This window comes from Petrotoga sp. HWHPT.55.6.3, from assembly GCF_002895495.1.
GTDB lineage: Bacteria > Thermotogota > Thermotogae > Petrotogales > Petrotogaceae > Petrotoga > Petrotoga mobilis.
Genome location: NZ_AZRJ01000002.1, coordinates 71,270 through 83,218, shown reverse-complemented (window position 1 = coordinate 83,218; position 11,949 = coordinate 71,270). Strand labels below are relative to the sequence as shown.

At 34.1% G+C, this 11,949-nt stretch carries 10 protein-coding genes and 1 tRNA gene; 5 read left to right on the top strand and 6 right to left on the bottom strand.

Translation table 11 applies throughout. The annotated features are described in order from the left end of the window. The first annotated feature begins 11 nt into the window (after window positions 1-11). Genes X926_RS00835 through X926_RS00815 form a run of 5 tightly spaced genes read left to right on the top strand, consistent with a single transcriptional unit; the run spans window position 12 to window position 5,993 of the window. Window positions 12-497 carry a histidine phosphatase family protein gene (locus X926_RS00835; protein ID WP_103064608.1) on the top strand — a complete coding sequence of 162 codons (486 nt, stop codon included), beginning with the start codon at window positions 12-14 and terminating at the stop codon, window positions 495-497. Next, a complete protein-coding gene (locus tag X926_RS00830) occupies window positions 464-1,342 on the top strand; it encodes a CHAD domain-containing protein (RefSeq protein ID WP_103064607.1) in 879 nt (292 codons plus the stop codon). The genes X926_RS00835 and X926_RS00830 overlap by 34 nt, the downstream gene beginning before the upstream one ends. Before the next feature lie 30 nt (window positions 1,343-1,372). Next, a complete protein-coding gene (locus tag X926_RS00825) occupies window positions 1,373-2,314 on the top strand; it encodes an ROK family protein (RefSeq protein WP_103064606.1) in 942 nt (313 codons plus the stop codon). A gap of 2 nt (window positions 2,315-2,316) precedes the next feature. Beyond that, entirely contained in the window at window positions 2,317-3,840 is a 1,524-nt protein-coding gene (locus tag X926_RS00820; RefSeq protein ID WP_103064605.1) for an HD domain-containing protein, read from the top strand. A gap of 14 nt (window positions 3,841-3,854) precedes the next feature. Beyond that, entirely contained in the window at window positions 3,855-5,993 is a 2,139-nt protein-coding gene (locus tag X926_RS00815) for an RNA degradosome polyphosphate kinase (RefSeq protein WP_103064604.1), read from the top strand. A gap of 20 nt (window positions 5,994-6,013) precedes the next feature. On the opposite strand, the gene X926_RS00810 is transcribed toward X926_RS00815, so the two are convergent. From X926_RS00810 to X926_RS00785, 6 genes are all read right to left on the bottom strand, one after another. Then, a complete protein-coding gene (locus tag X926_RS00810; RefSeq protein ID WP_103064603.1) occupies window positions 6,014-8,044 on the bottom strand; it encodes an alpha-amylase family glycosyl hydrolase in 2,031 nt (676 codons plus the stop codon). Window positions 8,045-8,071: 27 nt separating this feature from the next. After that, window positions 8,072-8,160: transfer RNA gene (locus X926_RS00805), tRNA-Ser, on the bottom strand. 140 nt (window positions 8,161-8,300) lie between these two features. After that, a complete protein-coding gene (locus tag X926_RS00800; protein ID WP_103064602.1) occupies window positions 8,301-8,768 on the bottom strand; it encodes a DUF192 domain-containing protein in 468 nt (155 codons plus the stop codon). A gap of 64 nt (window positions 8,769-8,832) precedes the next feature. Next, window positions 8,833-9,288 (bottom strand): peroxiredoxin, encoded by a 456-nt coding sequence (locus tag X926_RS00795; RefSeq protein ID WP_199171151.1) that lies wholly within the window; start codon window positions 9,286-9,288, stop codon window positions 8,833-8,835. Window positions 9,289-9,299: 11 nt separating this feature from the next. Further along, window positions 9,300-10,178, bottom strand: coding sequence for a thiamine pyrophosphate-dependent enzyme (locus X926_RS00790; protein ID WP_103064601.1), 879 nt, complete (start codon window positions 10,176-10,178; stop codon window positions 9,300-9,302). Continuing rightward, window positions 10,175-11,887, bottom strand: coding sequence for a 2-oxoacid:acceptor oxidoreductase subunit alpha (locus X926_RS00785; RefSeq protein WP_103064600.1), 1,713 nt, complete (start codon window positions 11,885-11,887; stop codon window positions 10,175-10,177). The genes X926_RS00790 and X926_RS00785 overlap by 4 nt, the downstream gene beginning before the upstream one ends. Between the last annotated feature and the right edge of the window lie 62 nt (window positions 11,888-11,949).

The window sequence follows — 11,949 nt, the reverse complement described above, 5'->3', positions numbered from 1 at the left end:
AAAGTTCACAGATGAAAAACCTGATATTAGTTAGACACGCCAAAGCAGAAAAAAGATCTCCGGAAATTGATGATTTTGAAAGAAAGTTGACAAAAGTTGGTAAAAACGATTCTAGAGAAGTGGCAGAATATGTGGCTAAAATTTTAAATAAGGTTGATCTTTTGATTACCTCTCCTGCTTTGAGGACAAAAGAAACCGCAGAAATCTTTGCAAGGTCTTTTAAATCCAAGCCAAAGATAGTAGAAGAAGAATTATTGTATGAAGGAGAAGTAGAAGAGATAATTGAAAAAATCTCAAATATTACAAAGGGATATAACAATGTGATCATGTTTGGACACAATCCAACTTTTGACGAACTTGCAAAAAAATTAACAGGTGATGATTTGCATTTGAGAAAGGCCGGAGTAATTTGTATTGAAGGAGAATCATTCGATGATATTTTATCTGGGAAAGGAAAATTAAAATGGATGGTGGATCCGAAGTCACTAAGCTCTTAAACGATATTTCAGTAAATCCATGGATGTTTTTGAAAGAGTACATCGAATATTTTGAAAAGATGAAAAACCGTCTTCTAAAAAACATCTCTAATGTTTTAGATGAAGAGGGTGTCGATACTGTTCACGACATGAGAACATCGTGTAGAAGGATAGAAGCAAGTATAGATTTTTTGGAAGGATTTTCAAAACGCGAAAGCTCTAAGAAAGCTAAGAAAAAAGTAAATAAGATATTAAAAAAAAGCAATAAATCAAGAGATTATCAAGTTCACATAGACTTTCTTTTAAAAATTGAAGGGCAAAATAATGAAATAATTGATTATTTCGAGAAAAAATACAGTAAAGAGAAGGAGAAGTTTAAAAGTTATTTAAAATCTTTAAAAATCTCAAAGTTAGATCATCTACTAGAAAGTTGTTTAAGCTTCTTGGTGTTTGATTTTATACAAAATTTTCAGATAAATAAGCCTTATTTTGCCAATCTTTACACAAAAGAATTTGAGGAAGTTTATGAAGAGTTTAAAAATACCGATAAAAGTGACGATAAAAAACTGCATAAAATAAGGATAAAGGTTAAAGATCTGCGTTATAAAACAGAGATATTGGGAGCATCGAAGGGTGAAACTTTACCTGAAGAAGACATGTTTAAGCAGATTCAAGATATTTTGGGGACTCATCATGATTTGATTATTTTAAAGACAAAGTTGGTAAAAAAATTTCAAGAAGATAATATTAAAGCTTTATTAAAAGAAATTGATAAAGAAATAAACCAATTACAAGGGAAGATAGATGTTGGGGTGAGTGAGATTTTTGAAAAGTTATGCAACAATATTTCTAGTCAAGAGGCTTAAATTTGAATCTTATAAAAAGGGGTGTAAAAAATGAGCAATTGGATTGGGATAGACATAGGGGGAACTAAAATACTCGGGACTTTATTCGATGAGAAAGGTAACAAATTGAAGACGGAAAAAAAGAGTTCCAAAAGTTCAAAAGGCAAAGAAAAAGTTGTCGAACAATTGAAGAAAGTTTTAGATTCTTTGCTGTCAGAAAATAAAGATGTAAAAGGGATAGGGATAGGGGTACCGGGGGTTATAAAAGATGGAAAAATTACCTTTACTCCTAACATGCCTTTGAATGAATTTAATGTAGTCGATTTTGTTGAGCAAGAGTACAACATCAAAACTATTATAGAAAATGATGCCAATGCGAGTATGTATGGGGAATGGAAGTTTGGTGCCGCTAAAGGAGCAAAAAATGCCGTAGGTTATTTTGTAGGAACTGGAATTGGAGGCGGTTTAATATTGAATGAATCATTATATAAAGGTTCATTCAATTTTGCTGCTGAGATTGGACACATGAATGTGTACCCTGAAGGACCTCTTTGCGGTTGTAATCTTCGTGGCTGTTTGGAAAGTTTGTCTTCTAAAGTAGCTATCCAAAGAGAAATAGTTAGAAAAAAAGAGAGAGGCGAAAAGACCTTAATAAAAAATAGTGATTTGAAAGGCATAGTGAAAAGTTCTACTTTAAAAGCTGCTTATGATCAAAGGGACGATCTAATAAGAAATATCTTAAACGACGCCGCAAGGTATATAGGAATAAATGCTGGTTCCATCATTAATTTATTAAATCCTGAAGTTATCGTTTTAGGAGGGGGAGTAATGGAGGCTTTAGGAGAACAATTGATGCCTATAGTAGTTGAAACAGCCAAGCAGTACTCTATACCTCATATCTTCGAGTGTTGTGAGTTTAAACTATCACAATTGCTAGATGATGCATGCTTGTATGGGGCTTTTTCGCTTGTTAAAGAAAAAGTAGGTGTATAACAATGGTAGCAGGTGTTATAAACATAGGAACAGAAAATATATCTTTTGATATTGCTCAGAACGATCAAGATGATATTGATATAATAGAAAGTTTGGATTACCCCTTATTCTTGGGAAGAGACACCTTCACAACAGGAAGGATAACTTTTGAAAAAGTGGAGATCCTAAGTAAAAAACTTTTAGGATTCAAAAGGGTAGCGGAGGAATATGGAGCAAGTAAATTGAAGGTAGTAGGCACCACCGCTTTGAGAGAAGCAGAAAATTTAGATTTTATTTTGGATCAGATCGAAACAAGAACAGGTTTTACTATCGATGTTTTAGATGACTACGAAGAAAAATCACATATCTACATGGAATTGATAAGAAACTTTGAAAAATATAAAAAGTACAAAAGGGATGATATTTTATTCGTTTACATAGGGACTGGAAGTATGGGATTAGCAACGTATTCTAAGGGTTTAATAGACAGCTCTCAAAATATAAAAATAGGTTCTGTTAAAGTCTCTGAGATGCTTAGGGAGTTGGAAGAAAACACCTTGCACTATAGTAATTTAATCAGAGAGTATTTAAACACATTTTATCAGCCTATCAAGGTTTGGCTTAGTAATAAAAAGATCAAAACCTTTGTAACTTGTGGCAATGAAATCGAGTTTTTAGCTGGACTTTTAGGGAAAAATGAGGAAGAAGTATTAAACATTCCCCAAGAGGAGTTGAATGAACTTTTCCAGAATTTGAAATCAAAGAATGCCACCGAATTATCAAGAGAATACGATATTTCTGAAAGTAAAGCGAATTCGTTGTTATCAGCTTTAGCTTTTTATCGATTGCTTTTAGAAGTATCTGGAGCTGAAAATATATTGGTTTTTCCGAAGGTTAATTTAAGTAGGAGCTTGTTATTTCAACGGTTGTTGAGCAGAAAATATAGAAGATTTTTTAATTTACTGGAAAAGAGTACGATCATTTCTTCTAGAAATATTGGTAAAAGATATTTCTATGAGGAGACTCACAGCCAAACAGTAGAAAAATATGCGATGAAATTATTTGATGCTTTAGAACCAGTTCATCAGTTGGGCAAAAGACATAGACTCCTTTTGCAAGTGGCTGCTATCTTACACGATATTGGAAAATATGTAAATATTAAGAGACATTATTTGCATTCGTATAACATAATAAAAGGTTCAGAGATTATAGGTTTAACTTCAAGAGAATTGGACATTGTATCAAGGATCGCTTACTTCCACAGTGCTCAAGATTTGGAGATTGATGATTATTCATCACAATTGGAAAACATACCGGATAAGATTTTGATAACAAAGATGCTTGCCATATTGAGGCTTGCAGATGCCTTAGATGTCGCTCATGAGAGCAAATTGGGAGATATTGAAGTTAATTTAGAGGGTAATCATCTGATTATAACTACTCATACACCAAAGGAAACTTTGTTGGAAGAGTGGGCATTGAAAAGAAAGGATAACTTCTTTTTGGAAGTGTTTGGAATACTTCCAGAGTTATTAAAAAAAGTATAAAGGAATGAAATTTTATGGCAAAAACTAGCAGCAACAAAACTAAAGAAAAGAAGATTGATTTGAACGATTACAAACATTATAACAATAGAGAGCTGAGTTGGTTAGATTTCAATTTTAGAGTGTTAGAGGAAGCTTATGATACAACAAATCCTCTTTTAGAAAGAGTTAAATTTCTTTCCATAACCTCATCCAATCTTGAAGAGTTTTTCATGATAAGGGTGGCTGGCTTGGAGGAACAACTTCAAGCTGGTTTCAGTGGAACGGATTTTTCAGGCTTAACTCCTAGAGATCAATTAACGAAGATTTCTCAAAAAACCCATGAAATGGTGGAAAAGCAATATAATTGTTTAGAAAATGAGTTACTACCTTCTTTAGAAAAGGAGAATATCAAAGTTCTCAAAGTTAATGAAGTTGATGAAGAAAAAAAGGAGTTTTTAGATAATTATTTTCAAACAACGGTTTTTCCCGTAGTTACCCCCATGGCAGTCGATCAAAGTAGGCCATTTCCGATATTACCGGGTAGTGGCATAAATCTAGGTGTTGAGTTAGAAGATGATAAAGGGGAAAGGTTATTTGCTTTTATACCACTACCGACGATTTTTCCAAGGTTTATAAAAATCCCCTGCAAAGATGGTACGTGTTTATTTTTAACTGAAGATCTTTTAAAAATGCATTCTGATTTATTTTTTAGTGGATACAAAGTAATTGAGATTTCTGAGTTCAGAATCACACGCGATGGAGACCTTTCTATTGACGAGGATGATGCCAGAGATTTGTTAATTGAGATTGAAAGTTCACTTAAAGAAAGAAAAACAGGTTTTCCTGTAAAGTTAGAAATATCCAAAAATATGGGGCAGAACCTGAGGAATTTCCTTGTAAATTCGCTAAATTTAAGAAGTGATAATATTTATGAGATTTCCAATCTTTTAGATTTAAGTTCTCTCATGGAAATAGCTAATTTAGAAGGGTATGAGCATTTAAAATTTGAGTATTATTCTCCTCAACCTTCCCCAAGCTTTTATGGTAAGGAGGATATCTTTAAGGTAATTAGGGAAAAGGATGTTCTTTTACACCGCCCTTATGAATCTTTTGAGCATGTGATAGATTTTTTAAGACAGGCGGCAGAGGATCCTCAAGTGTTGGCAATCAAACAAACTTTATATAGAGTCGGAAAAAGATCCCCAATCATAGATTATCTTATTAGAGCAGCCCAGAACGGCAAGCAAGTAACCGTTGTGGTAGAAGTCAAAGCCAGATTTGATGAAGAAAATAATATCCAATGGGCGAAAGAGTTGGAAAAAGCAGGTTGCCACGTGGTTTATGGACTTGTTGGATTAAAAGTACATGCAAAACTTTTGTTGATTGTTAGAAGAGAAGAAAGCGGTATCAGAAGATACGTTCATATGAGTACAGGGAATTACAATTACATAACCGCAAAATTATATGAAGACATAGATTTTTTTACTTGTAAGGAAAGCTATGCTCAAGATGTATCGGCTCTGTTCAATATCTTAACGGGGTATTCAAAACCTCCAACATGGAAAAAGTTGGGAGTTGCTCCTACAAGTTTAAGGGAAACTTTTTTACGATGGATTGATAATGAAATAGAGGTAGTTAAAAAAGGTGGGAAAGGGAAAATAATAATAAAAGTTAATTCCTTACTAGATGTATCTATAATAAAAGCTTTATATAAGGCTTCCATGGCTGGTGTGAAGGTTGACTTGATCGTTAGAGGGATATGTGCTCTAAAAGTTGGAATAAAAGGTGTCAGTGAAGGTATAACGGTTAGAAGTATAGTGGGAAGGTATTTAGAACATAGTAGAATATATTATTTTGAAAATAACGGATTACCTAAATTATTTATATCAAGTGCCGATTTAATGCCTCGAAATCTGGATAGAAGGGTTGAGACCTTGATACCAATAGAGCAGGAAGATTTGAAGCAACGATTGATAGATGTATTGAACCTTTATTTAAAGGATAATTTCAAAGCAAGAGAGTTACAACCGAATGGAGAATATAGAAAGCCTACCAGTAAAAAGTCAAGCTTGTTTATAGTTCAAGAGGAGCTTATGAAGGAAGCAAAGAAAAAGTTTAGAAAATTTATAAAAAAGCAAGAAGTTGACAAGTTTAACTTTCCAAAATTAAAATAAAAAAGGGCTAAAAGCCCTTTTTAATATACAAAAAAAACTCTGGCTTCCCCTGGATTGATTGTTACTCTTAAATGTGCATCCTGAACGTTCCAAGAGCTTTCGCCTCTTCTGTAATTTTCCAATTTTGTTTGTATGTTATGCTCACTTTTCCAGGTATAATATCCAAGGTCTATATCGAAGAAATAAGGATTTTTAAAGTTAGTATTGATAGCTATTACAACTCCTTTTTTTCCGTTCCACCAAAACATTGCACTTGCATCATCAGAAAAATCAATAAAATGGTAATTGTTAGGATTTTTCAAAAGATCTTTGACTTCCTCTTTTAGTGTGCCTAATAAGGAAAGTAATTTCACCATATGATGGTCTGTATCCCAGTGTAGGACATACCAATCAAAGAATGCGAGTTTGCCATAAAATTGATCTGTTGAAGGTAAATTTTTAAATCTTTCTTCCACAGGATCTTCTACATCTAAGCCTGTGTTCATAGGTTGAGGTTCAAAAAGCTCATATCCGGAGTTTATAAATGTTATTCCGTTTGGCATGAAAGTATTTACCACCGCTGTCAATTTTGAGAAAGTTTCTTCACCTTCTCTTGTAACCGCTCTTGGGGTATCTGGTGTCTCTGCCGTTGCAAATGTAGGTAAAGATAATTTTGGTGCTACTTCTGAGATGAATTTTTTGAACCAGCCTTCTTTTATTCTTGGCTCAGCCCACCATGAATTTCCCAAAATTCCATCGTAACCACTTTTTTTAGCTTTTAAATGATTGTCCATGTTCAATTCTTCAGCTATTATTACAAAAGCAGGGTCGTATTCTTTCGCCCTTCTTATAATTTCAGCTTCAAGTTCGTCAGGTAGAGCGTGACCCATGTCCAACCTAGCACCATCTATACCGAAATTTTTTTGATAGAATGGGATAATATTTGCTATTAGGTTCCAAAGTTCGGCATTCTTTTCTTTCCCTGGGAACAAACTTGATTTAACTACGTCGAAGAGCACATAAGGAGGTTGATTTGTCTCGTCTATATATTTTAGAGCTTCTTCTGGATGAGAAAGATAGAGTCTTAAGAAAGTGACATCTTCCCATGCTGGTTGGGGATCATTTATCCAATCTGAAAATCCTGGAACGGTTATTACTTTAAACTCTCTTGCTATTTCATCCAAAAAATCTGGGTTGTCTTTATTTAGTTTTATAAAATTTTCCCATTTTTGTGGGTTCTGAGTTCTTGGATCCCATCTAAATTTTTTAAGATGATTTTTGACTTGTTCGTCATTGTACACAATTTTTAAATTTTCTTTGCTCGGTTGAACAAATCCCAGACCTTCAACTTTAGGAGGTGCAAAACCGTTCATTTCGTCTATATCTATCCAATAGAACCATTCGGGATGTTCTAAAATAAGGTCATTGTCCCTTGATCCTGTTCTTGGTACAAAATCCAACAAGACTCTCATTCCAGCCATATGAGCGGCTTCGACAAAAGCTCCAAATTCTTCATTAGGGGTGAATTCATTTTCCAAAAGTGTGTCATGATAATCTTTTTCTACAGAGAAAAAATTTTTAACTGCATAAGGCGAACCAACTTCACCTTTTTTAAATTTACTGCTGGCTTGGGTTATTGGAAGTAAGTATATACTATCGACGTTGTAAGTAGAAAAATAAGGGATTAACATCAACATTTTTAGGAATGTACCCGATTCAGTATAACCTTTTTCATCTATTGGAACGAATAAAGTAGTTTGATCATGAACATATGCAGCTGTAGCTCGTACGTGAGCAGAATAAAGTATGCTCGTTCTGATCCAATCAGGTTCTTTAACATTTTTAATGAAAGAAAGGGGTTTGCTGTAATCCACATCTTTTCCAGCATTTTTTAATAGATTATCGATTATGTTGGATATAAACTCATAGGGATTAACAAAAAATTTCCTCCCCGCTAGTTTAACTTTACCGGTATAATTAGGTGGCATCCATCTTTTCGGTATTGCATAATCGTCTTTCCCCTGTGAAATTTTACTTTGTAGGTATTTATTAATTTCAGATAGAATGGGCATCTTTTACTTCCCTCCTCATATAAAAATTGGCGGAGGCGGTGGGACTCGAACCCACAAGGGGATAAACCCCACCGGTTTTCGAGACCGGCCCCTTAGCCAATTCGGTGCACGCCTCCACAAATTATTGTAAACTATTTAATAAGGCCTAAACCTTGTAGATATTTTCTGGCAACAATTTCTGGTTCTAAACCTTCAAAATCAACCAAGTAGTTCAGCCTTATAATTATATCCTCATTTAAATACAATGTCAATGGTTTTAAAATTCATTTATTGACCATTCAATTTTTGCCCCTTCGGTGAATCCGTATCGATCAAAGAAACCTGCTTTTACTTCTAAAGCAAATTTGAAAGGTGTGTAAATTATGTAAATAGGGCAAGGTGATTCTTCACAAGGTTTCATGTTTTGTATATCCAATATTGTTCCATTGGCATCTATAAAAGCAATGTCGAGTTCAACAAAGGTATTTTTCATCCAAAAGCTTCTTATTCCAGGACTTGGGAAAACAAAAAGCATTCCATAATCTTCAGGAATATCTTCCCTGTACATCAGACCGAATTCTCTTAATTCGTTCGTATTAGCAATTTCAATAGGGATTGTTACACTACTTCCCTCTTGTGAAATAGTTAGAGTCCCTTTTGGAAATTCTGGTATATTTATCGTTTGACTAAATAAATTGGTTGAAATAATCATCAAAATTAAAAGGGTGAAAGCAATTTTCTTCATAATTTTAACTCCATTATAATAAATTAGGCTTCGAACTTTTTGTCGAAGCCTATTTAAGTTTCTTTCATCTTTTGATATAATTCATAATTTCATTTAAATCTGGTTGATCTCTTAATTCGTAAACTTTTACAAATTCAATTTTTCCTTCTTCGTCGATTAAAAAATTCGCTCTTTTGGAAAAACCGTTTTCTTCATCGAATATACCATATTTTCTAGCAACTTCTCCATGAGGCCAAAAATCTGACAAAAGTTTAAGTTTGTTGATTTTCATATTTTGAGCCCATGCTTTTTTTGAAGGTGATGCATCAACGCTAATTCCCAAAGGTACAACGTTGAGTTTTCCCAATTCGTCATACTTTAAATCCAAGTTTTTCATCTGGGTTTCGCAAACCCCTGTCCATGCTAAAGGATGAAAGGAAAGCAAAACCTTTTTTCCTTTAAAACCAGATAAAGAATTATCATCACCGTTTTGATCTTTCAATTTAAAATCTGGAGCCAATTCTCCAACTTTCAATGCCATCATATCACCTCTTATCTCATTGAATTTATGAAACCTTCTAATTTGTTTAAATCTATGCTTCTTTTAAAAAGTGGATCTTTGTTTTGCTTATAAATAGTCAATTGTTCTTCAAAAGTTGGTTTTCCCTTTTCTTCATATATTATACCTAGAGGGATTTTGTCCTCTTGAAAAGCCATTTGTAAAGCTTGCATTTTATCAGACGGATCGTAATTTTCCCCTAATTTGTAAGTATGTTCATTAAACCAAGCGTAAGTATTTATTTTATTGAATGTCACACATGGTTGAAACAAATCAATTAGCGCATAGCCATTATGCCTAATAGCCTTTTTAATGATTTCTTTCGTGTTTTGCATATCACCCACAAAAGCTCGTGCTACAAATGTGGCTCCGTTAGCTATAGCAACGGCAATAGGATTGAAGGGGTTAAGTATTACTCCGTTTACTTGGACAGGGGTTACCATTCCTCGTTGTGAAGTGGGTGAAGCCTGGCCTTTCGTTAGTCCATAGACCCTATTATCATGAACTATGTTTGTTATGTTAATGTTTCTTCTCATATTGTGGATAAAATGGTTGCCGCCTTCACCGTACATGTCTCCATCTCCACTTTCAGCTACTACGTATAAATCTGGATTAGTCGCTTTTATAGCAAAGGCAACGGGTAAAGTTCTACCATGAAGGCCATTAAAAGCATTGTTTTTAAAGTAATGAGGGATTTTTGCTGCTTGTCCTATTCCTGAAACGAGTACAAAATTGTGAGGAGTTATTTCCTCCATTTCTTCTAAGGCTTTTTTTAATATATTCAGTATTCCAAAATTTCCACAGCCTGGGCACCAAGCAATGTCTAATTCTTTTTCATTTTCTAGAGTAAACATATTTTTTCTTTCGCTCATTGTAATTCCTCCCTTATCTTAGCGGTTAACTCTTCAACTGAAAACGGCATTCCGTTGAATTTTAGTATCTTACTATCTATTTTTATGCCAGTTTCTGCTCTTATTAACTTTGCGAATTGGCCCGTGGCGTTATTTTCGACATCAATTATTTTTTCTGCATTCTCTAAAAATTCAACCGCATTTTCCGGGATGGGATAAACTTGGCTAAAATGAAGCATAGCAAGATCCTTATTGTCTATATTTTCTATTGCTTCTTTTACAACATTATAATTTGAACCCCAACATACGATGAGATATTTGTAGTTATCATTTCCATAGAATTCGGGAGTGATAAAGTCTTCTTTTAAAGCATCAAATTTTTTGAGCCTTTTTTCCACCATTTTAATTCGTATATCCAAATCTTCCGTTATATGACCTTTCTCGTCATGTTCATCACTATCTACAACAACTAATCCTTTACCATAGTTAGGTATACCTCTTGGTGAAACTCCGTTTTTTGCATTCGAAAGATCATACCTTTTATAATCTTCAGCAGTTTCTACAAAATATTTTTTATTTTCTATTTTGGAGAGGTCCAACTTTTTAACGTTATAATACGAGTCAACAAAAAACTGATCTGTCAAAATGAATACGGGGATTTGATATTTATCCGCAATATTAAAAGCCTGTTGAGTTAAATAGAAAGCTTGTTCAAGGCTACCAGGAGCGAAAACCAGCCTTGGGAATTCTCCATGTCCTGAGTGTATAACAAGATTTAACCCTTCCTGAGCGGTTCTTGTCGGTAAACCTGTTGCAGGGGCAGGTCTTTGAGCAAGGTGAATTACTAACGGTGATTCGATCATACCAGCTAGAGAAAGTCCTTCTTCCATTAAAGCAAATCCTCCGTCAGAAGTAGTCACCATTGATCTTGCTCCAGCGTACCATCCGCCTATTGCCATATTGATTGCGGCAATTTCATCTTCGGCTTGTTCAACTAAAATGTCGAAATTTTTTGAAAAATTTGCTAAATCAACTAGAACTCCCGATCCAGGGGTCATTGGATATGAAAAAATCGAATCACAATTGCCTGCTAATGCTCCTAGAGCTACCGCGTCGGTTCCACTAATTAATAGATCGTCTTTTAAAGTTTCATTTGTGGAGATCTCTATTTTTATCTCACTACTTTCAGAAAAGTCTTTTCCTAATTTGTAACCTTCTGAAGCTGCTTTTATATTATCTGAAACTATTTTATCTCCCTTATCTCCAAATCTTTCTTTTAGATACTCTTCTATAGTCTTTATGTTTATTTTAAAAAGGCCCAAAATTACTCCAACAGCAACTATATTTGCATATATTTCATTACCTATTTCTTTTGCAATAGAGAGAATAGGAACGTTGAAAAGATTTTTGTTATCTAATTTCAACGAATCGTTGTCAGCAATGATTAGGGTATCTTCAGTTACTCTGTCTCCTAGATGCTCAACCGAACTTTTTGTGAGAGGTATAAGTATATCAATTTTATCAACGTAACTTTTTACAGGTTTGGAACTTACCCTTATTTCAGTTGAATTACTTCCGCCTCTAATCCTAGACATGTACTCTTTTGTGGCAAATACGTAATAACCTTCCCTTTTGAGAATAAATGTTAACAGTCCTTCTATCGTTTGAATCCCTTGGCCCGCTTCACCGGATAAGACGATAGATACATCTTCTTTGATAGTTTTATTCATCAGGATACCTCCTAAGATTTTGTTTTCTGTTTATTCAATTATATCAGACAAAATAAGTCGAA

Bases quoted from the DNA above. Each gene is read 5' to 3' on its own strand.
- X926_RS00800 (WP_103064602.1), bottom strand. From the start codon at position 8,768: ATGAAGAAAATTGCTTTCACCCTTTTAATTTTGATGATTATTTCAACC.
- X926_RS00785 (WP_103064600.1), bottom strand. From the start codon at position 11,887: ATGAATAAAACTATCAAAGAAGATGTATCTATCGTCTTATCCGGTGAA.
- X926_RS00815 (WP_103064604.1), top strand. From the start codon at position 3,855: ATGGCAAAAACTAGCAGCAACAAAACTAAAGAAAAGAAGATTGATTTG.
- X926_RS00790 (WP_103064601.1), bottom strand. From the start codon at position 10,178: ATGAGCGAAAGAAAAAATATGTTTACTCTAGAAAATGAAAAAGAATTA.
- X926_RS00825 (WP_103064606.1), top strand. From the start codon at position 1,373: ATGAGCAATTGGATTGGGATAGACATAGGGGGAACTAAAATACTCGGG.
- X926_RS00835 (WP_103064608.1), top strand. From the start codon at position 12: ATGAAAAACCTGATATTAGTTAGACACGCCAAAGCAGAAAAAAGATCT.
- X926_RS00820 (WP_103064605.1), top strand. From the start codon at position 2,317: ATGGTAGCAGGTGTTATAAACATAGGAACAGAAAATATATCTTTTGAT.
- X926_RS00830 (WP_103064607.1), top strand. From the start codon at position 464: ATGGATGGTGGATCCGAAGTCACTAAGCTCTTAAACGATATTTCAGTA.
- X926_RS00810 (WP_103064603.1), bottom strand. From the start codon at position 8,044: ATGCCCATTCTATCTGAAATTAATAAATACCTACAAAGTAAAATTTCA.
- X926_RS00795 (WP_199171151.1), bottom strand. From the start codon at position 9,288: ATGGCATTGAAAGTTGGAGAATTGGCTCCAGATTTTAAATTGAAAGAT.